Source organism: Streptomyces sp. NPDC058284 (assembly GCF_042881135.1).
Lineage (GTDB): Bacteria > Actinomycetota > Actinomycetes > Streptomycetales > Streptomycetaceae > Streptomyces.
Genome location: NZ_JBHVYE010000002.1, coordinates 475,743 through 496,241, shown reverse-complemented (window position 1 = coordinate 496,241; position 20,499 = coordinate 475,743). Strand labels below are relative to the sequence as shown.

Sequence of the window (20,499 nt, the reverse complement as noted above, 5' to 3'; positions counted from 1 at the left end):
GATAGCCCTGTGATGACACGCCCCCTCCGCAGGCTTTCCGTGACCTGTGCAGCCTCCTCGCTCCTGCTGGCCGGCACCGCCTGCGGCCCTTTCGGCAGCGACGACAAGCCCGCCGCCGACGGCCCCTCGTTCACCGTCGCCGCAGCGGGCGACATCCTCATCCACCCGCAGCTGACCGAGCAGGCGCGCAAGGACGCCAAGGTCACGGGCAAGGGCGAGAAGGGTCTCGACTTCCGTCCGATGATGGCGGGCATCAAGCCGGTCATCAGCAAGGCCGACCTCGGCATCTGCCACTTCGAGCCGGTGGTCGGCAAGCCCGGCGGCCCCTTCCGCAGCTACCCCGACTTCCTCGTGCCGCCGCAGATCGCCACGGCGGTCAAGGACGTCGGCTACGACCAGTGCTCGTCCGTCTCCAACCACACCCTCGACCACGGCCCGGCCGGAGTCACCCGCACCCTGAACACGCTCGACAAGGCGGGCCTGCGCCACACGGGATCCGCGCGCAGCGCGGCCGAGGCGGCCAAACCGCTCATCACCGAGGTGAAGGGCGTGAAGGTCGCGCAGATAGCCTTCGCCTTCGGGTTCAACGGCCGCGAGGTTCCCAAGGACAAGCCGTGGATCGTCAACCAGAACGACTTCGACGCGATCGCCGCCGCCGAGAAGAAGGCGCGCAAGGCGGGCGCCGAGGTCGTGATCCTCAGCATCCACTGGGGCCGCGAGAACCAGCCCAACGCCAGCGGCCCGCAGCTGAACCTCGCCCGCAGGATCGCGCGGGAGACCGGGATCAACCTCGTCATCGGCCACCACGCGCACGTCGTGCAGCCGATGGAGAAGATCGACGGCACCTGGATCGCGTACGGCCTGGGCAACCAGATCGCCCGGCACGACGTGCCCAACGGGCTGACCGAGGAGGGCGTCGTCGGCTGGTTCGAGTTCGTCAAGCGGGACGGGAAGTGGGACGTCGACGCCAAGTACGTGCCCACCTTCGTGGAGATCCCGCCGGACCCGGACGGGACCGGCGCCCTGCCCAAGGGCGCGGTCAAGGATCACCGGCTCGTGGACGTCGCCGCCGCCCTGCGTGACGGCAAGAACCTCAGTGAGCAGCAGCGTTCCCGCTACCGCCTCGCCTTCGAGCGCACCCAGGGCACGCTGCTCAACCGCGGCGCGAGCAAGGACGGGCTCGAACCGCTGGAGGAGCTGCCCTCCGACTGACGCGGCGGCCGGCCGGAGGGGGACGGTTCACGGTCGGCCGGGGAGCGGCGGCGAGGTGTCCGGCAGGGGTCGACGAGGTGAACGGGATTTGGCTCAAACACCGGGTTGACGCGATCTAGCTCACATTTTATTCGCTCCGTACATCCCTCACCCGGGTACGCACGTCTGACTTCTCCGGAACGCATCACTGTGCGTTCCCGCACCCCGCGTCACTCCAGGAGAGGAGCCCCCCTTGGCCGCTTCGCGCTCGAAGCGGCGGCACAAGGTCCGCCGAAGGACCGACATGTCCCTGTTGGGCGGCATTCGTCCGCCCATCGCCGTACTGTCGGTCCTGCTCCTCGCCCTCGCGGGCATCACCGCCCTGACTCTCGGCAGGGCGGGCCAGGAAGCCGTCCCCAAAGCCGTCAAATCGTCCCAGCAGCACTTCGCCGAGGACGGCGCCATCGCGCTGCGCGCCTCCATCGACGAGTCCGTCACCGACCTCACCCGGACCGCCGAGCTCTTCAGCGCGGGCGACCCGGTGCCCGCCGACGCCGTCCTGGACAAGACCGGCAGCGTCTACCAGAAGTGGATGGGCACGGCGATCGTCGAGATCGCCTCGGGCAAGCTCCTCGCCGCCCGCGGCGAGAACCTCCCGCTGACCGCCATCGACCGCGGCGAGCTGGCCGGCAAGGACGGCCTGGCCCCGCGCATGGTGCGCTTGGAGAACGGCGAGACCCGGCTGCTCTCCTTCGCCCTGCTCACCTGGAAGGGACAGCCGCAGCAGCTCCTGATCGCCTCCAGCAGCCTGCGCTTCCCCGGCATCAGCCTCGGCAAGTTCCGCTCCATCGCCGTCGTCGACCAGGACGGCCACGTCCTGAGCACCGACGGTATCCCCGAGCCCGAGCAGGTCCTCACCGATCTGCAGCGCGACGAGGTCAAGCAGTCCAACAAGCAGCTCAAGTCGTTCGCGGAGACGGCCGCCAAGAAGGGCAAGCGGCACCCGCTCATGTCCAAGGAGCCGGGCTCCGGCGGCTTCCTCGGCGTCAGCGGCCACCTCACCGGCGAGCGCTACCTCGGCGAGCGCGCCGTCGCCGGCTACGCGACCCTCGCGGGCCCGGAGGCGGGCGAGTCGACCGTCGCCACCCGGCTCGGGCTCACCGTCGTCGCCATGGTCCCGGTCGCCGAGGACCCGACGGCCAAGAGCGACTCCGCCTTCGGCCTGATCGCCGCCGGCGCCCTGCTGCTCATCGGCGGGCTCACCATCTACCTGCTCCTGCGGACCGTGCAGCGGCCGCTGATCCAGCTCTTCCTGGAGGGCCGCCGCCTCACCCGCGGCGACGTCGACCGGCCCGTCTCCGTACCGCGGTACGGCGAGGCCGCCCGCATCGGCACCGCCCTGGAACGGCTGCGCCGCCAGCTCACCGGCGAACCCGCCGCCCGGCAGGACAAGCCCGCCCGCCGCCGCAGGTTCGGCACCCGCACCCTGATCGCCGTCTGCGCCGTCCTGCTGCTCGCCTGGTCCGCGCCGCTCATGCTGCTGCTCAACCGCGCGGGCGACACCGTCTCCGTACCGCAGCAGATGGTCAACGACCAGCGCGAGCGCACCGACACCCTCACCGACCGGGTCCGCCGCGCCCTCAACGAGGGCCACGCCGACCTCACCTCGGTCGCCTCCCTCATGGGCGACCGCACCGAGTCGTCGGACATGTCCAAGGTGCTCGAAAGCACCATGAACCAGCACGGCCGCTACCAGTCCCTGTACGTGCTCGACGCCGCGGGCAAGGTCCTCGCCAAGGCGGGCCACGACCCCCGCAGCCCGTCCGGCAAGGGACCCTCCAACAAGCCCATCCGGGTCATCGACGAGGGCGGCAAGGAGCCGGTGATCATCGGTACGGCCGAGGTGCCGGGCCGCGAGGGGGCCGCCGTCGTCGGCGAGTTCCGCATCGACTTCCTCAACTCGCTGCTCAAGCGCCCCGGCCTCGGCCAGGTCCGCGTCGTCGACGAAGAGCGCAGGGTGATCGGCGCCAACTCCGGCTACCGCGAATTCGAGGACCTGCCGGGCGGCAGGCTCAACGCGCTCGCCGAGGGCACCGGTCAGAAGGTCGGCCTCAGCCCGCGTCCCAGCGGAGTCCTCTACCGCGACGGCGACGACATCCAGATCGCGGCCGCGGCCCCGTTCGTCGGCGGCGGCGCGGCGAGCTCGCTCGGCTGGACCGTGGTCAGCTGGCAGCCCGCCTCCGCCCTCGCCATCCCCGAGTACAGCTACCAGAACCGCACGGTCCTCGCGGGCCTGCTCGGCATCACCGCGGCCGCGGCCTGCCTCGGCTGGCTGCACATCGTCGTCGTACGGCCGCTGCGGCACCTCGCGGACCAGGCCGAGGCCCTGGCCGACGGGGACCGCCGCACCGTCCTCTACCCGCGCCACCACGACGAGGTCGGCGCCGTCACCCGCAGCCTCGAACTCATCAGGCAGCAGCTGCCGACGGCCACGCAGCGCAAGCGGGACGGCGTCACGGCCGGCCTCGCCGGAAGGAACTGAACCCCCGTGCTCTTCCTCTACACCGTTCTCGTGGTGTGCTGCGCCATCCTGCTCGCGGCCGGCGTCGTCGAACAGCGGCGGCACTTCGCCAGCCTGGAGCACATACCCACCCGGGTCCTGGTCAACGGCATCCGCGGCAAGTCCTCCATCACCCGCCTGTGCGCGGGGGCGCTGCGCGGCGGCGGACTCACCACGGTCGCCAAGACCACCGGCACCGCGGCCCGGTTCATCCACCCCGACGCCACCGAGGAGCCGGTCTACCGCAAGTTCGGCATCGCCAACGTCGTCGAGCAGATCGGCATCGTGCGGCGCGCCGCCGCCTACGACCCGGACGCCCTGGTCATCGAGTGTATGGCGGTCATGCCCGCGCTCCAGGAGATCAACCAGTCCAAGCTGATCCGCTCCACCATCGGCGTGCTCTGCAACGTCCGCGAGGACCACCTCGCCGAGATGGGCCCCACCCTCGACGACGTGGCGCGCTCCCTCTCCCGCTCCATGCCGGAGGGCGGCATCTGCGTCACCGCCGAGAAGGACCGCTACGACATCCTCAAGGAGGAGGCCGACGCGCGGAACTGCGAGCTCATCTACGCCGACCCCGAGACGGTCACTGACGACGAGCTGCGCGGCTTCAGCTGGTTCACCTTCAAGGAGAACGTGGCGATCGCGCTGAAGGTCGCCGAGCTCGTCGGCGTGGGCCGCGAGGTCGCCCTCCAGGGCATGTACGACGCGCCGCCGGACCCGGGCGTCCTCTCCGTCGAGCGGTACGCCACCGAGGACGGCAAGAAGCTCCGCTTCGCCAACGTCTTCGCGGCCAACGACCCCGAGTCGACGCTGATGAACATCAACCAGCTGCTCGACCTCGGCGCCATCCACCGGCCGCTGCACGTCGTCATCAACTGCCGCCCCGACCGCGTCGAGCGCAACGGCCAGATGGGCGAGATCGTCCCCGACCTCCAGCCGGAGAAGGTCTTCGTCATCGGCCACCCCGCCAAGTCCGCCATCGACGCCATCCCGGCCGACTGGCGCTCGCGCGCCGTCGACCTCGGCGGCGACCGGCGCGACCCGGAGGAGTTCATGCGCGACATGCTCGCGCAGCTCGGCCCCGACTCCTCGCTCGTCGCCATCGGCAACATCCACGGCCAGGGCGAACTGCTCCTGGAGCACCTCGCCGAACTGCCGCCCGACGAGAGCGAGGAGCAGGCCCCCGAGGAGCCCGCGCCGTTCTACGAGCCGCACGTCGACCCGTACCAGCACTACCCGGAGGCGTACGAAACGCGGTACGCCCCGGTCCAGACCCAGCCGATCCCCGTCGTCCAGCAGATCCCGCCGGGTGTCCACGTACCCGTGCAGCGCATCCCGGACCAGCCGTACGAGAGCTACGCACCGCAAGAGCACCACCAGCAGCATCAGCAGCAGTACCACCAACCCCAGCACCCCCAGCAGCAGTACCAGCAGCCTCAGCAACACCACCAGCAGCAGTACGAGCAGCAGTACGAGCAGCACCAGAGCTACGTGCCCGAGGCCTACGCGCCCCAGGAACCCCGCCCCCAGCTGCCCCCCGCGCCCCGCGGCCTCTTCGAGCCGCGGGTGCCGCCCGCACCGCCCGCCCATGACGACGACCAGCAGTGGCACAGCCCAGGAGAGCCCCGTTGATTCCCTCCGTCCTCACCCCCGAGATCGCCGCGGTCGGCATCGCGCTCGGGCTGCTCTTCTCCCTGGTCTGCTATCTGACGACCAACCTCTCGCCCGGCGGCATGATCACCCCGGGCTGGCTCGCGCTGACCCTCGTCGAGGACCTGCAGCGCGCCGCGATGGTGGTCGGCGTCACCGTCCTGACCTACGTCTGCACGCTCCTCATGCAGCGCTTCGTGATCCTCTACGGCAAGCGCCTGTTCGCCGCGGTCGTGCTGACCGGCGTGGTGCTCCAGGCCACCGTGATGATCGTGCTCTCGCTCGAGTTCCCGCTCATGTACAGCAACCAGACCCTCGGCTTCATCGTGCCGGGCCTGATCGCCTACCAGCTGGTCCGCCAGCCCAAGGGCCCCACCCTGCTCGCCACGGGCTCGGTGACGCTCATGGCCTACGTCGTCCTCACCGCCGGGATCCTCCTCGGCTTCATGCCGTCCGCCTGATTCCCAGGAGTCATTCATGCCGCCCAAGAAGAAGCGTCCCGTCGTGCACGCGGCGACCGTGCTCGCCCTGCTGGCGGGCAGCACCTACCTGACCGTGGAACTGCGCAAGGACGAAGCGGCCAAGGCGCCGAAGGTGCAGGCCGTCACCGACACCCCCGGGCTGCACAGCAGCACCGGCCAGGAGAGCGGGAAGCTGAAGTGGGAGCGGTTGAAGGGCCCCGACCGCTCCGTCCTGCGCACCGAGAACGGCAAGGTCCTCGCCACCTTCACGGACGGCGCCCGCACCGCGACGCTGACCGGACCGAGCCGCACCTTCACCGAGCCCGCCAACACCAAGTCCCGGGTCGTGACCAACGACTGGGTGCGGCTGATGCCGGAGATCTGGCGCGAGGGCGCGGAGAAGGAGAAGTGGTTCAAGGACTGGTACAAGGAGTTCTCCGGCAGCGAGGAGGACGACATCTTCGCGATGGCCTTCCAGTACGTGGAGGGCGCCCCCGTCAAGAAGGACGACGAGGGCATCGCGTACGCCGGTGACGCCAACTTCGGGCCGCTGAACCCGGAAGGCAGCTCGGGCAACGACCTGCGCCTGGAGCAGTCCGACTTCTTCGACTACCTCGGCATCCCGTACACCTTCCGCAACGGCACCACCGAGCAGCCGGAGAAGCTGCGGGCCCGCTCCATGGACTGCTCCGGATTCGTCCGCACGGTCTTCGGCTACCGCGCCCGCTACCCCCTGATGGCCAACGACCAGGCGGGCGACGGCCTGCCCCGCACCGCCAACGGCATGGCGCGCGGCAAGGCGGGCACGGACGTGATCAAGCTCAAGGGTGTCGGCCCGGCCGACCGCCCCAAGTCGATCGACGTGGTGCAACCCGGCGACCTGGTCTTCTTCAAGCTCGACGCCCGCACCAAGCAGCGCCTGGACCACGTCGGCATCTTCCTCGGCCACGACGCCGACGGCCACAAGATCTTCATCTCCAGCCGCGAGGAGGTCAACGGCCCGACCATCGGCGACAAGGGCGGCACGTCGCGCCTCGACGGCAACGGCTACTACGCGTCCACCCTGCGCAGCGCGAAGCGGCTCTGAAGGGCCGCGGGGTCAGGGGCGCACGGTACGGGGGCCCGCGCACTCGGCCCCCACCTCGCTCACTCTGCGGCGCAGTTCGCGGTCGGCCGTGATCACCAGACACGGCCGGCCCGCCGCTTCGGCGGCCAGCTCCACGATGCGGTCGTCGCCGCTGCCGGGCGCGGACTCCACGCGTACGCCCGGCACGGACGCGACGCCCCGCGCCGCGCCCTCCACGACGAGCACGACGTCCAGCGGCCCCGGATGCCCGGGCAGGCCGTCCGCCGCGCGGCGCACCAGCGAGTCCCGCAGCCGCTCGGCGGCCCCGCGGCGGTCCTTCCACCATCCGTCGGGCACGGAACCGACGACGTTCGCGGCATCGACGACGACGAGAGTTGTCATGCGGCAAACGTAAACTAATAGGCAAAACCCTGTGCGTCCGTGATCGTGGAAAGGTGGCGCCGAGTCATGCCGTCGAGGTCCACCAGCACCGGTGCCCCGGACACTGCCCGTTGGCTGCTGCGCGGCCGGGACGGCCGGCTCACCGCGTACGCCCGTGCCGATGGCGGACTCCTGCGGTGGACCGAGACGGCGCCGGGCGGTCCCGACTGGAGCGGTCCCGACTTCTTCGAGGCGCCCGGCCTGACCTACCTCACCCTCGCCCAGGGCAGCGACGGCTACGTGCACTTCCTGGGCCGCAGGGAGCGGCGCGAGGCAGCGGGGGAGGCCGTCGTCGACATCGTGCACGCCATCCAGTACCAGTCGGGGCGCCCGCTCATGGACTGGCGCTCGCTCGGCAACCCGCACACCAAGCGCGTCGACCGCGCCCCGTCCCTGGGCGCGCCCGCCGCCGCGGTGGACGCCGCGGGCACCGTCCACGTCTTCGTGCGGGACGCGGTGGGCAGCGTTCGGATGCGCCGCGAGGGCAAGGGCGGCAAGTGGGAGGGGTGGCAGGACTTCCAGGTCCGCGACACCCTGGACGGCATCGCCGCCCTCGCCACGTCGGCCGGCCGCGTCGAGGTCTTCGCCCCCGGCACCAAGGCCACCCTGCACTGGGCCCAGGAGAAGCAGGGCGGCGAACTGCTGCGCGCCGACGACCTCGCGCCGGCCTCCGCGCCCGGCTCGGGCACGGCCCTGGAGACCGCCCCCGACCGCCTCACGTACTACGCGGCCGACGCCCTCGGCGCCGGAGTCCTCGCGCACCGCCCGGCCGACGGCACGGCCGCGGCCCCGCTCGGCGGCGCGCCGGGACCGGGCCCCACGGCGGCCGTCCGCGCCACCGTCGAGGGGCACGACTGCACCGTCCTCGCGCACCGCACGAGCGGCGGGCGCCCGGGGCTCGCCGCGTTCCCCACGGAGGACGAGGGGGCGGGCCTGTGGTGGACCGAGACCGGCGAACCGTGCCTGGGCGCCCCCTCGTTGGCTCTCGACGCGCGCGGCCGTGTGGTCATGGCGGCGATCGGTCTCGACGGCACGCTGCGGCTCGCCCGGCAGAAGGCGGAGCCTGGCCTCGCCCTCGCCGCCTGGTCCAGGGTGTGACTGTGGCGTAACGCCGGTGGGCCGTACGGGAGTTGTCCCGTACGGCCCACCGGTTCTCGCTGTGCGTGTTACGCCGGGACGCTCGCCACGCCCTGCGCGAGGAACCGCTTGCCGTTCACCCGCTCGCTGACACCCTCACGGTCCAGGTACGGCGTGATGCCGCCCAGGTGGAAGGGCCAGCCCGCGCCGGTGATCAGGCAGAGGTCGATGTCCTGCGCCTCGGCGACGACGCCCTCGTCGAGCATGAGCCCGATCTCCTGGGCCACCGCGTCGAGCACGCGGTCGCGGACCTGCTCCTCGGTCAGGACGGAGTCGCCCTGCTTCAGGAGCGCGGCGACCTCGGGGTCGAGCTCCGGCTTGAAGCCGTTCTCGGCGGAGTACACGTAGAACCCGCGCTTGCCCGCCTTGACGACGGCCGCGAGGTTCGGCGAGACGGTGAAGCGCTCCGGGAAGGCGCGGTTCAGGGTCTCGGAGACGTGCAGACCGATGGCCGGGCCGACCAGCTCGAGGAGGACCAGCGGCGACATCGGCAGGCCGAGCGGCTCGACGGCCTTCTCGGCGACGGCGACCGGGGTGCCCTCGTCGATGACGTTCTGGATCTCGCCCATGAAGCGGGTCAGGATGCGGTTCACGACGAACGCCGGGGCGTCCTTCACGAGCACCGCGGTCTTCTTCAGCTTCTTGGCGACACCGAAGGCCGTGGCCAGCGACGCGTCGTCGGTCTGCTCGCCGCGCACGATCTCCAGGAGCGGCAGGATCGCGACCGGGTTGAAGAAGTGGAAGCCGACGACCCGCTCGGGGTGCTTCAGCTTCGACGCCATCTCGGAGACCGAGAGCGAGGAGGTGTTGGTGGCGAGGATCGCGTGCGCCGGGGCGACCGCCTCGACCTCCGCGAACACCTGCTGCTTGACGCCGATCTCCTCGAAGACGGCCTCAATGACGAAGTCGGCGTCGGAGAAGCCCTCGGCCTTGTCCAGGACGCCGGAGACCAGTGCCTTGAGGCGGTTGGCCTTGTCCTGGTTGATCCGGCCCTTGAGGAGGAGCTTGTCGATCTCCTCGTGGACGTAGCCCACACCCTTGTCGACACGCGCCTGGTCGATGTCGGTCAGCACGACCGGCACCTCAAGGCGGCGCAGGAAGAGCAGCGCGAGCTGCGAGGCCATCAGACCGGCGCCGACGACGCCGACCTTGGTGACCGGGCGCGCCAGGTTCTTGTCCGGGGCGCCCGCGGGGCGCTTGGCGCGCTTCTGCACGAGGTTGAACGAGTAGATGCCCGCGCGCAGTTCACCGCCCATCATGAGGTCGGCGAGCGCGACGTCCTCGGCGTCGAAGCCCTTCTGGAGGTCGCCGTCCTTGGCGGCCTCGATGATCTCCAGGGCGCGGTAGGCGGCCGGGGCGGCGCCGTGCACCTTGGAGTCGGCGATGGCACGGCCGCGCGCGACGGCGGCGTCCCAGGCCTCGCCGCGGTCGATCTCCGGGCGGACGACCTCGACGGAGCCGGTCAGGACGGAGGCCGTCCAGATCAGCGACTGCTCCACGAAGTCCGCGCCCTCGAAGAGCGCGTCGGCGATGCCGAGCTCGAAGACCTGCTTGCCCTTGAGCTGACGGTTCTGGTTGAGCGAGTTCTCGATGATGACCGAGACGGCGTTGTCGGCGCCGATCAGGTTCGGGAGCAGCGCGCAGCCGCCCCAGCCCGGAACCAGGCCGAGGAAGACCTCGGGCAGCGAGAAGGCGGGCAGCGCCTTGGAGACGGTGCGGTAGGAGCAGTGCAGACCGACCTCGACGCCACCGCCCATCGCGGCGCCGTTGTAGTACGCGAAGGTCGGCACGGCGAGGCCGGAGAGCCGCTTGAAGACCTCGTGGCCGCCCTTGCCGATGGCCAGCGCGTCCTCGTGGCGCTTCAGCAGCTCCACGCCCTTGAGGTCGGCGCCGACGGCGAAGATGAACGGCTTGCCGGTGATGCCGACGCCGACGATGGAGCCGTCGGCCGCCTCCTTCTCGACCTGGTCGATCGCCGTGTTCAGGTTGGCGAGGGACTGCGGGCCGAAGGTGGTCGGCTTGGTGTGGTCGAAGCCGTTGTCGAGGGTGATCAGCGCGAAGCGCCCGGCACCGTGGGGGAGGTCGAGGTGGCGCACGTGCGCCTGCGTGACGACCTCGTCGGGGAACAGCTCGGCCGCGCCCTTCAGGAGCTCGGTGGTCGTGGTGCTCACTTGTCGCCTCCGGCGTCCTTGTGGTTCGGGTTCTCCCAGATGACCGTGGCGCCCATGCCGAAGCCGACGCACATGGTCGTGAGGCCGTAACGGACCTCGGGCTGCTCCTCGAACTGCCGCGCCAGCTGCGTCATCAGGCGTACGCCCGAGGAGGCGAGCGGGTGGCCGAACGCGATGGCGCCGCCGTACTGGTTGACGCGCGCGTCGTCGTCCGCGATGCCGTAGTGCTCGAGGAAGGCGAGCACCTGCACGGCGAACGCCTCGTTGATCTCGAAGAGGCCGATGTCGGAGATGGAGAGGCCCGACTTGGCGAGCGCCTTCTCCGTCGCCGGGATCGGGCCGTAGCCCATGACCTCCGGCTCGACGCCCGCGAAGGCGTACGAGACGAGGCGCATCTTCACCGGCAGGTTGTTCGCCCGCGCGAACTCCTCGGAGGCGATGAGGGAGGCGGTGGCGCCGTCGTTGAGGCCCGCGGCGTTGCCCGCCGTGACGCGGCCGTGCGTACGGAACGGCGTCTTCAGGCCCGCGAGGTTCTCCAGCGTCGTCCCCGGGCGCATCGGCTCGTCGGCGGTGGCGAGGCCCCAGCCGGTCTCACCGGCCTCCTCGTTGGTCCGCCGTACGGAGATCGGCACCAGGTCGGCCTGGATCTTGCCGTCGGCGTACGCCTTGGCGGCCTTCTCCTGCGAGCGCACCGCGTATTCGTCGGCGCGCCGCTTGGTGATGCTCGGGTAGCGGTCGTGCAGGTTCTCGGCGGTCATGCCCATGAACAGGGCGGACTCGTCGACCAGCTTCTCGCTCACGAAGCGGGGGTTCGGGTCGACGCCCTCGCCCATGGGGTGGCGGCCCATGTGCTCGACACCACCGGCGACGGCGATGTCGTACGCGCCGAAGGCGACGCTGCCCGCGACCGAGGTCACGGCGGTCAGGGCGCCGGCGCACATGCGGTCGATGGAGTAGCCGGGCACGGACTGCGGCAGCCCGGCGAGGATGCCGGCGGTGCGGCCGATCGTCAGGCCCTGGTCGCCGATCTGCGTGGTCGCGGCGATGGCGACCTCGTCGATCGTGGCGGGGTCGAGGCCGGGGTTGCGGCGCAGCAGCTCCCGGATGGCCTTCACGACGAGGTCATCGGCACGGGTCTCGTGGTAGATGCCCTTCGGGCCCGCCTTGCCGAACGGGGTGCGGACGCCATCAACGAAGACGACGTCCCTGACGGTACGAGGCACGATGGCTCTCCTCCAGGGTGCGGGGCGCCTGCGCGGCGCGTTTCCTCCTCCACCCTACTTGCCGGTAACTACGCGGCCAAGGGGCCTCTCCGGGAGGCGAACGTCACACTTGGGCGCGGGCTTCGGTGGCGGGTTCCTGTGCCACCGCTGCGCGGTGGGGCGCGTGCTTCCGGGTGGCCGTGGGGTCTTCGTCCGCGGGTGTGTCCCGGCGGGCCTGGCCCGCCGCTTCGCGGCGGATCGATCCAGCCCGCCCACCCGTTTCCCTGCACCTGCGCGTGCCGTAGGGGCGCCGCCCACGCATGGCAACGCCCACCCGTCCGGACTCGGCGGGTGGGCGTGGGAGAGGGCGGGGCCCCATGGTCAGGACAGGGCCGTCACCAGGGCCGGGGTCACCAGGGTGATCTGCCACTGGCGGGCGCCGTGCGCGGCGAGGGCCGTGGCCACGGAGTCCTCGGTCAGCGGGGCCGGCGGCTCCCAGCAGACGCGGCGGACCGTGTCCGGGGTGATCAGGTTCTCCTGCGGCATGTTCAGCTGCTCGGCGAGCGCCGAGACGGCCGCCCGGGCCGCGGAGAGCCGGGCCGCGGCGGCGGGGTCCCGGTCGGCCCAGGAGCGCGGCGGGGGCGGTCCTGTCAGGGTCTGGCCCGGCTGCGGCAGCTCCGCGTCCGGCAGCGCCTTGGCGCGGTCGACGGCCGTCTGCCACTGTTCGAGCTGGCGCCGTCCCATGCGGTGCCCGAAGCCCGCGAGGCCGGCGAGCGCGTGCACGTTGGGCGGCAGCGCGAGCGCGGCCTCGACGATCGCGCCGTCGCTGAGCACCTTGCCCGGCGAGACGTCGCGGCGCTGGGCCACCTTGTCGCGCGCGTTCCACAGCTCCCGTACGACCGCCATCTGGCGGCGCCTGCGCACCTTGTGCATGCCCGACGTGCGGCGCCAGGGCTCCTTGCGGGGCGGCGCGGGCGGCGCCGAGGCGATGGCGTCGAACTCCTCGCGGGCCCACTCCAGCTTGCCCTGGCGGTCGAGCTCCTTCTCCAGGGCGTCGCGCAGGTCGACGAGGAGCTCGACGTCGAGTGCGGCATACCGCAGCCAGGGCTCGGGCAGCGGCCGTGTCGACCAGTCGACGGCGGAGTGCCCCTTCTCCAGTACGTAGCCGAGGACGCTCTCGACCATCGCGCCGAGGCCCACCCGGGGGAACCCGGCGAGCCGGCCCGCGAGCTCCGTGTCGAAGATCCGCGCCGGAACCATGCCTATCTCCCGCAGGCACGGCAGGTCCTGGGTGGCCGCGTGCAGCACCCACTCGGTGTCGCCGATGGCCGCGTCGAGGCCGGAGAGGTCGGGGCAGGCGACGGGGTCGATCAGTGCCGTGCCCGCGCCCTCGCGGCGGAGCTGGACGAGATAGGCGCGCTGTCCGTACCGGTAGCCGGAGGCGCGCTCGGCGTCGACGGCGACGGGGCCGGAGCCGGCGGCGAAGGCGGCGACCGTCGCGGCGAGGGCCTCCTCGTCGGCGATCACCGGCGGGATGCCGTCACGCGGCTCCAGCAGGGGGATCGGCAGCCCTTCGTCAGCGAGTCCGTCGTCGTCCGGAGGGCCGCCTCCGGTGGTTCGCAGTGAGCTGTCTGCTGCGGTCTCTTGGGCGTCGGTCACCTGTCAAGGGTATCTGTGTATGTACAGCGCCCGTCGACGGAACGTTCCGTCGACGGGCGTGAAAGGGATGTAATGAGTCAGTGAATGATGCCGGTGCGCAGCGCGACCGCCACCATCCCGGCCCTGTCGCCCGTGCCGAGCTTGCGCGCGATCCGGGCGAGGTGGCTCTTCACGGTCAGGGCGGACAGGCCCATCGAGACGCCGATGGCCTTGTTGGACTGGCCCTCCGCGACCAGGCGAAGCACCTCGACCTCGCGGCCCGAGAGCTCGCGGTAGCCGCCGGGGTGGCTCGGGGCGCCCGGAGGACGGCGGTGCATACGGGCGGCGGCCGAGCCGATCGGGGCCGCGCCGGGGCGGGTGGGGAGTCCGACGTTCGTACGGGTGCCGGTGACGACGTAGCCCTTGACGCCGCCCGCGAGGGCGTTGCGCACGGCGCCGATGTCGTCGGCGGCGGAGAGGGCGAGACCGTTCGGCCAGCCCGCGGCACGGGTTTCGGAGAGGAGCGTCAGGCCGGAGCCGTCGGGGAGGTGGACGTCTGCGACGCAGATGTCCCGGGGGTTGCCGATGCGGGGACGAGCCTCCGCGATCGACGAGGCCTCGATGACGTCGCGTACACCGAGCGCCCACAGGTGGCGGGTGACGGTGGAACGGACGCGGGGGTCGGCCACGACGACCATGGCGGTCGGCTTGTTCGGGCGGTAGGCGACCAGGCTTGCGGGCTGCTCGAGGAGAACGGACACCAGGCCTCCTGGGGTGCGGGACGCGAACCGGCTCGGGGATGAAGCCGGGACGAACCGTGCTTTCAAGGTCACAAACCTCTTCGGCACCAATCGCATCCGCCTTTAGGGAATGATCACGATTTGGTGAGAGGGAATTGGGGCAATTCGGACATGCGCTCGATCATCCGAAGATCGAACCGAACATGCCCTCTTCCGGGTGACCCCGTGCGTACAAACCCCGCGACCCCCGCGACATCGCGCCGCGGGGCAGGAGGCGGCCAGTGGTTCAGCCGATGGTTCGGCCGGTGGTGCAGCCAGTGGTTCAGCCAGTGGTTCAGGGCGAGAGCGGGCCCCGCCGCTGGGGGAGCGAGACCACGGAACCGTCCCCGGGACCCGCGGGCGGCAGCCCCGCGATCTGGCAGAGCAGATCGCACCACGCGGCCAGATGCGCCCCCGTGTCCGGCACCCCGCCGGACCCCTCGCGCGGGGTCCACGAGGCCCGGATCTCGATCTGCGAGGCGGGTGGCCGTTCCGCGAGGCCGCCGAAGTAGTGCGAGCCCGCCCGGGTCACCGTGCCGCTCGCCTCACCCGCGGCGAGGCCCCGCGCCTGCAGCGCCCCGGTCAGCCACGACCAGCACACCTCCGGCAGCAGCGGATCGGCCGCCATCTCCGGTTCAAGCTCCGCCCGCACGAGCGTGACGAGGCGGAAAGTGCCCTGCCAGGCGTCGTGCCCGGACGGATCGTGGAGCAGGACGAGCCGCCCGTCCGCGAGGTCCTCCTCGCCGTCGACGACCGCCGCCTCCAACGCGTACGCGTACGGCGCGAGCCGCTGCGGCGGCCGCGTCGGATCGATCTCGATCTCCGGCCGCAGCCGTGCCCCCCGCAGCGCCTCGACCGCCGCGCGGAAGGGCACCGGAGCCGAATCCGCCACCTTCCCCTCCGAACTCTCCATCTCGCCAGCGCCGTCCGACCGTTGTCCCTGAGCCGCAGCCATGCGGGGAAGGTTAAGGGGAACGGCGCCTTCGCGCAGGGAGAGACACCCGTGAGGACGCTCCCGGTCGACGTGCGAGACTTTCCGCGTGAGTGCCAATGACAGCCGTGGCCCCGAGGGCCGGCAGAACGCAGCGACGTACGACTCCCCCTTCATGAAGGCGTGCAGGCGCGAGGCCGTGCCGCACACGCCGGTCTGGTTCATGCGGCAGGCGGGGCGCTCACTCCCGGAGTACCGCAAGGTCCGCGAGGGCACCGCCATGCTGGAGTCCTGCATGCGGCCCGACCTCGTCACGGAGATCACGCTGCAGCCGGTGCGCCGCCACAACGTCGACGCCGCGATCTACTTCAGCGACATCGTCGTCCCGCTCAAGGCGATCGGCGTCGACCTCGACATCAAGCCGGGCGTCGGACCCGTCGTCGAGAACCCGATCCGCTCGCGCGCCGACCTCGCGCAGCTGCGGGACCTCACGCCCGAGGACGTCCACTACGTCACCGAGGCGATGGGGATGCTGACCGCCGAGCTCGGTTCGACGCCGCTCATCGGCTTCGCGGGCGCGCCTTTCACCCTCGCGAGCTACCTCGTCGAGGGCGGCCCGAGCCGCAACCACGAGCACACCAAGGCCCTGATGTACGGCGACCCGCAGCTCTGGGCCGACCTGCTCGACCGGCTCGCGGAGATCACCGGCGCCTTCCTGAAGGTCCAGATCGAGGCGGGCGCGAGCGCCGTGCAGCTCTTCGACTCGTGGGTGGGCGCCCTGTCGCCCGCCGACTACCGCCGCTCGGTGATGCCCGCATCGGCCAAGGTCTTCGACGCCGTCGCCTCCTACGGCGTGCCGCGCATCCACTTCGGCGTCGGCACGGGCGAACTGCTCGGACTGATGGGCGAGGCCGGCGCCGACGTCGTGGGCGCCGACTGGCGGGTGCCGCTGGACGAGGCGGCGCGGCGCGTCGGACCCGGCAAGGCGATCCAGGGCAACCTCGACCCGGCCGTCCTCTTCTCCACCCGCGAGGCCGTCGAGACCAGGACGGACGAGGTGCTGGCCGCCGCGAAGGGCCTGGAAGGCCACATCTTCAACCTCGGGCACGGCGTCCTGCCGACCACGGACCCGGAGGCGCTGACCCGCCTCGTGGAGTACGTGCACACGCGCACGGCTGTCTGAAAAAAGTCCGAAAATGGTCCCTGCCCGGTCGGGCGGGGACCATTTTCGCTGGGTGCTCGGCTCGGCTCGGCTCAGGTCATTCCAGGTCGGCTCAGCTCAGTCCCGGTCCGCCCGCACCGCCGACCCCGCCTTGCGGGCCGCCACCAGGACCGGGTCCCACACCGGGGAGAACGGCGGCGCGTACCCCAGGTCGAGCGCCGTCATCTGCTCCACCGTCAGCCGTGCCGTGAGCGCGACCGCCGCCACGTCGACGCGCTTGCCCGCGCCCTCGCGCCCGACGATCTGCACGCCGAGGAGGCGCCCCGTGCGCCGCTCGGCGAGCATCTTCACCTTCATCGGGGCCGCGCCCGGGTAGTAACCGGCCCTGCTCGTCGACTCGATGGTGGCCGTCACGAACCGGAGCCCGGCGGCCCGCGCGTCCTTCTCCCGCAGCCCGGTACGGGCGATCTCCAGGTCGCACACCTTGCTGACGGCCGTGCCGACGACGCCCGGGAACGTCGCGTAGCCGCCGCCCGCGTTCGAGCCGATGACCTGCCCGTGCTTGTTGGCGTGGGTGCCGAGCGCGATGTGCCGCTCGCGTCCGGAGACCAGGTCGAGGACCTCCACGCAGTCGCCGCCCGCCCAGACCTCCTCGTAGCCGCGCACCCGCATCGCGAGGTCGGTCAGGAGCCCCCCGTGCTCGCCGAGCGGCAGTCCCGCCTCGCGGGCGAGCGCCGTCTCGGGACGTACGCCGATACCGAGCACCACCACGTCCGCCGGGTACTCGGCGTCCTCCGTGGCCACCGCCCGGACCCGCCCGTCGTCACCGGTGAGGATCTTGGTGACCTCGGCGCCGTTCACCATCTCGATGCCCATGCCGGTCATCGCGTCGTGGACGAGGCAGCCCATGTCCGGATCCAGCGTCGACATGGGCTCCTTGCCGCGGTTGACGACCGTCACCGCGTAGCCGCGGTTGACCAGCGCCTCCGCCATCTCGACGCCGATGTACCCGGCGCCGATCACCACGGCCCTGCGCCCCGGCGTCCGCGCCAGGGTGTCGAGCAGGGCCTGGCCGTCGTCGAGGGTCTGCACGCCGTGCACGCCGGGCGCGTCGATGCCGGGCAGCGCCGGACGGATCGGCCGGGCGCCGGTCGCGATGACGAGCTTGTCGTACGACGTCCAGTACTCCTCGCCCCCTTCGAGACCGCGGGCGAGCACCCGGCGCCCCGCGATGTCGAGCCGCACCACCTCGGTGCGCATCCGCAGATCGATCGCCCGCTCGCGGTGCTGCTCGGGCGTCCGCGCGATCAGCCGGTCCCGCTCATCGACGTCGCCGCCCACCCAGTAGGGGATCCCGCAGGCGGAGTACGAGGTGAAGTGGCCCCGCTCGAACGCCACGATCTCCAACTCGTCGGGGCCCTTCTGCCTGCGCGCCTGCGACGCGGCCGACATGCCTGCCGCGTCGCCCCCGATGACCACCAGTCGTTCTCGTGTGCTGCTCATACGGACACGCTACGCACCGCCGTCGTCGCCCCGCCCGCCCTCGGCGTTCCCGGCGTTCCCGGCGCTCCCGCGCGACAGCCGGGGCCGGATGCCGCGCAGCCAGAGCACCAGCAGCAGCGCGGCCACCGCCGCGAACGGCAGTACCGCGGCGAGGACGACCGCGATCCAGCGCAGCGCGGTGACGAAGGCATCCCAGCCGCCCGTGAGCGCGTCCACGAACGACGGGTCGTCGTCCGCCGTCCTCGCCTCCGGCTTCCCGGGACCCTCGGTGAGCGAGAGCGTGATCGTCGCCAGGCTCGTACGGTCCTTCAGCGAGGCCCGCTGGGCGAGGAGCGCCTCCAGGTCGGACTGACGGGTGCTCAACTCCCCTTCAAGGGCGACCACATCGCTCAGCTTCGTCGCCTGGTCCATCAGCTCCCGCACCCGCGCCACGCTCGCCCGCTGCGACTTGACGCGGCTCTCCACGTCGACGACCTGCTCGGTGACGTCCCGCGCCTTGGCCTCGCGCTCGATCAGCCTGCCGGTGCCTTCGAGCGAGGAGAGGACGTCCGCGTACGCGGCCTGCGGGACGCGCAGGACGATCCGGGAGCGCTCGCGCCCCTCGTCGTCGCGGGAGGTGTTCTCGTCGCCCACGAGGCCGCCGGCGTCCTGGGCGGCCGTGCGGGCCTCGTCGAGCGCCTTGGGCACGTCCTTGACGCGGACGGTCAGGCTCGCGGTGCGGATGATGTGGGCGCCGGCGGGACCCGGCGGCTTGCGTCGCGCGGTACCGCCGCCGGCCGATGTGCCGGCCTGCCCGCCGCCCGCGCCCTTCTGGTCCTTCCCGGCGGAAAGGCCCGCGGCCTTGTCGCGGTCGCCGCCGCCGTCACCGCCGGCGCCGCTGTCCTGGCTCGCGCTGCACCCCGCGAGCGCCAGCGAGGCCGCCAGGAGGACACCGGACACCGCCCGCACCGTGCGGTGGCGGGACGTGCGGTGGGTGGAGCTGCTGTACGCGCGCATCGGCGTACCCCCGAAAAGTCGTGGTGGCTGTTGCTTCTTGGACGGCGGAGCGGGGCGAAACGGTGGTTGCCGACCGGTCCCGATGCGGTCACGGTCGGGACTCGCAGGTCCGGGGGAGGGGTCGGCGGCGGGCTCTGAGAGAGTGGGGGCATGCACGAAACGGACACTTGTACGGGGATGGGCCACGTCGTCGTCATCGGGGGCGGGATCGCCGGCCTCGCCGCCGCGCACCGACTGCTCGCCGCCGGTGCCCGCGTGACCGTCCTGGAGGCCTCCGGCAGGCTCGGCGGCAAGCTGCTCCCCGGTGAGATCGAGGGCGTGACCGTCGACCTCGGCGCCGAGTCGATGCTCGCCCGCCGCCCCGAGGCCGTCGCCCTCGCCCGCGAGGTCGGCCTCGCTGAGCGACTTCAGCCGCCCGCCACGGCGACCGCGGCGATCTGGACCCGAGGCGCCCTGCGCCCCATGCCCAAGGGCCACGTCATGGGCGTACCCGGTGACGCGTCCGCGCTGGCCGGTGTCCTCTCCGAAGAAGGCCTGCGCCGCATCGCGCAGGACCCTGAACTGCCGCCCACCGAGGTCGGCGACGACATCGCGGTCGGCGAGTACGTCGCCGCGCGCCTCGGCCGCGAGGTCGTCGACCGCCTCGTGGAACCGCTGCTCGGCGGCGTGTACGCGGGTGACGCCTACCGCATCTCGATGCGCTCGGCCGTCCCGCAGCTCTTCGAGGCGGCCCGCACGCACGCCTCCCTCACCGAGGGCGTCCGCGCCATCCAGGCGCGCGCCGCGAGGAACCAGCGGACCGGCCCCGTCTTCATGGGCATCGACGGCGGTGTCGGCCTGCTGCCGCTCGCCGTCGCGGAGTCGGTACGCGCGCGTGGCGCCGAGATCATGACGGACACGCCGGTCACGGAGGTGCGGCGCCGCGGCGACGGCTGGCACGTCGGCACCGGAAGCGGCAGCCACGAAGCGGACGCCGTCGTCGTCGCGCTCCCCGCGCCCGCCGCCGCGAAGCTCCTGGACGCCGAGTCACCCGCCGCGGCAGCCGAGCTGCGCGCCGTCGAGTACGCCTCCATGGCCCTCACCACTCTCGTGTACCGCCGCGCCGAAACCGACCTCCCCGAGGGCAGCGGTTTCCTCGTGCCGCCCGTCGACGGGCACACGATCAAGGCGTCCACCTTCGCGAGCCGCAAGTGGGGCTGGATCGACCGGCAGGACCCGGACCTGCTGGTCCTGCGCACCTCGGTGGGCCGGTACCGCGATACGGAGATCCTGGAGCGCGACGACGCCGAGCTCGTCGCCCTCTCCCGGCACGACCTGCGCGAGGCCACCGGCCTGACCGCCACGCCTGTCGCGACCCGCGTCACCCGTTGGAACGACGGCCTCCCGCAGTACCCGGTGGGCCACCACGCGCGCGTGGCCCGCATCCGCGCCCATGTCGCGCGGTTGCCCGGTCTCGCGGTCTGCGGGGCGGCCTACGACGGGGTGGGCATCCCGGCGTGCATCGCGAGCGCGTACGCCGCCGTCGACCAGCTGGGCGGTGACCTGACCGGTGTGCAGGAGCTCACCGCCAACCCGGTGCAGAGCCTGCACGGCGGCGGAGGAGAATAG

Annotated in this window: 16 protein-coding genes; 8 read left to right on the top strand and 8 right to left on the bottom strand. The window is 72.0% G+C overall.

What is annotated here, in order from left to right; genetic code table 11:
* Window positions 1-12 precede the first annotated feature (12 nt).
* From ACFVYR_RS05430 to ACFVYR_RS05410, 5 genes are all read left to right on the top strand, one after another.
* On the top strand, window positions 13-1,212 hold the full coding sequence (locus ACFVYR_RS05430) for a CapA family protein (protein ID WP_384262456.1): 1,200 nt from the start codon (window positions 13-15) through the stop codon (window positions 1,210-1,212).
* 283 nt (window positions 1,213-1,495) lie between these two features.
* The gene (locus tag ACFVYR_RS05425; RefSeq protein WP_384262475.1) at window positions 1,496-3,733 is read left to right on the top strand and encodes a HAMP domain-containing protein; all 2,238 of its coding nucleotides are present in this window, start codon (window positions 1,496-1,498) and stop codon (window positions 3,731-3,733) included.
* Window positions 3,734-3,739: 6 nt separating this feature from the next.
* Complete coding sequence (gene pgsB / locus ACFVYR_RS05420) at window positions 3,740-5,386, top strand: poly-gamma-glutamate synthase PgsB (RefSeq protein ID WP_384262454.1); 1,647 nt, start codon at window positions 3,740-3,742, stop codon at window positions 5,384-5,386.
* Window positions 5,383-5,865: a poly-gamma-glutamate biosynthesis protein PgsC/CapC gene (locus ACFVYR_RS05415; RefSeq protein ID WP_055564848.1), complete on the top strand. Its 483-nt coding sequence runs from the start codon at window positions 5,383-5,385 to the stop codon at window positions 5,863-5,865. Before pgsB ends, ACFVYR_RS05415 begins: the two co-directional genes overlap by 4 nt.
* Before the next feature lie 16 nt (window positions 5,866-5,881).
* Window positions 5,882-6,952, top strand: a complete 1,071-nt coding sequence (locus ACFVYR_RS05410; protein ID WP_384262451.1) for a C40 family peptidase — start codon at window positions 5,882-5,884, stop codon at window positions 6,950-6,952.
* 12 nt (window positions 6,953-6,964) lie between these two features.
* Here the strand turns inward: ACFVYR_RS05410 and ACFVYR_RS05405 are convergent, their stop codons facing one another.
* A complete protein-coding gene (locus tag ACFVYR_RS05405) occupies window positions 6,965-7,333 on the bottom strand; it encodes an NTP pyrophosphohydrolase (RefSeq protein WP_384262449.1) in 369 nt (122 codons plus the stop codon).
* Window positions 7,334-7,399: 66 nt separating this feature from the next.
* Here ACFVYR_RS05405 and ACFVYR_RS05400 point away from each other — a divergent pair, with 66 nt between their 5' ends.
* Window positions 7,400-8,470 (top strand): hypothetical protein, encoded by a 1,071-nt coding sequence (locus ACFVYR_RS05400; protein WP_384262447.1) that lies wholly within the window; start codon window positions 7,400-7,402, stop codon window positions 8,468-8,470.
* 68 nt (window positions 8,471-8,538) lie between these two features.
* Here ACFVYR_RS05400 and ACFVYR_RS05395 read toward each other — a convergent pair whose 3' ends face one another.
* The 5 genes from ACFVYR_RS05395 to ACFVYR_RS05375 all read right to left on the bottom strand — a co-directional run bounded on the left by ACFVYR_RS05395 (window position 8,539) and on the right by ACFVYR_RS05375 (window position 15,254).
* Window positions 8,539-10,680, bottom strand: a complete 2,142-nt coding sequence (locus tag ACFVYR_RS05395) for a 3-hydroxyacyl-CoA dehydrogenase NAD-binding domain-containing protein (protein ID WP_384262444.1) — start codon at window positions 10,678-10,680, stop codon at window positions 8,539-8,541.
* Window positions 10,677-11,903, bottom strand: a complete 1,227-nt coding sequence (locus ACFVYR_RS05390) for a thiolase family protein (RefSeq protein WP_384262442.1) — start codon at window positions 11,901-11,903, stop codon at window positions 10,677-10,679. The genes ACFVYR_RS05395 and ACFVYR_RS05390 overlap by 4 nt, the downstream gene beginning before the upstream one ends.
* 360 nt (window positions 11,904-12,263) lie before the next feature.
* Window positions 12,264-13,541: an HRDC domain-containing protein gene (locus ACFVYR_RS05385; protein ID WP_384262440.1), complete on the bottom strand. Its 1,278-nt coding sequence runs from the start codon at window positions 13,539-13,541 to the stop codon at window positions 12,264-12,266.
* A 77-nt stretch (window positions 13,542-13,618) separates the two neighbouring features.
* Window positions 13,619-14,281 carry a response regulator transcription factor gene (locus ACFVYR_RS05380; protein WP_030687574.1) on the bottom strand — a complete coding sequence of 221 codons (663 nt, stop codon included), beginning with the start codon at window positions 14,279-14,281 and terminating at the stop codon, window positions 13,619-13,621.
* A gap of 313 nt (window positions 14,282-14,594) precedes the next feature.
* The gene (locus tag ACFVYR_RS05375) at window positions 14,595-15,254 is read right to left on the bottom strand and encodes a DUF3000 domain-containing protein (RefSeq protein WP_384262436.1); all 660 of its coding nucleotides are present in this window, start codon (window positions 15,252-15,254) and stop codon (window positions 14,595-14,597) included.
* Window positions 15,255-15,339: 85 nt separating this feature from the next.
* On the opposite strand from ACFVYR_RS05375, the gene hemE reads away from it, so the two are divergent.
* The gene (hemE, locus tag ACFVYR_RS05370; RefSeq protein ID WP_384262434.1) at window positions 15,340-16,413 is read left to right on the top strand and encodes a uroporphyrinogen decarboxylase; all 1,074 of its coding nucleotides are present in this window, start codon (window positions 15,340-15,342) and stop codon (window positions 16,411-16,413) included.
* Window positions 16,414-16,509: 96 nt separating this feature from the next.
* Here the strand turns inward: hemE and ACFVYR_RS05365 are convergent, their stop codons facing one another.
* Together ACFVYR_RS05365 and ACFVYR_RS05360 are read right to left on the bottom strand one after the other, a co-directional pair.
* Window positions 16,510-17,895 carry an FAD-dependent oxidoreductase gene (locus tag ACFVYR_RS05365; protein WP_384262431.1) on the bottom strand — a complete coding sequence of 462 codons (1,386 nt, stop codon included), beginning with the start codon at window positions 17,893-17,895 and terminating at the stop codon, window positions 16,510-16,512.
* 9 nt (window positions 17,896-17,904) lie between these two features.
* A complete protein-coding gene (locus tag ACFVYR_RS05360; RefSeq protein WP_384262428.1) occupies window positions 17,905-18,891 on the bottom strand; it encodes a DUF4349 domain-containing protein in 987 nt (328 codons plus the stop codon).
* 150 nt (window positions 18,892-19,041) lie between these two features.
* Here ACFVYR_RS05360 and hemG point away from each other — a divergent pair, with 150 nt between their 5' ends.
* Window positions 19,042-20,499: a protoporphyrinogen oxidase gene (gene hemG / locus ACFVYR_RS05355; protein WP_384262426.1), complete on the top strand. Its 1,458-nt coding sequence runs from the start codon at window positions 19,042-19,044 to the stop codon at window positions 20,497-20,499.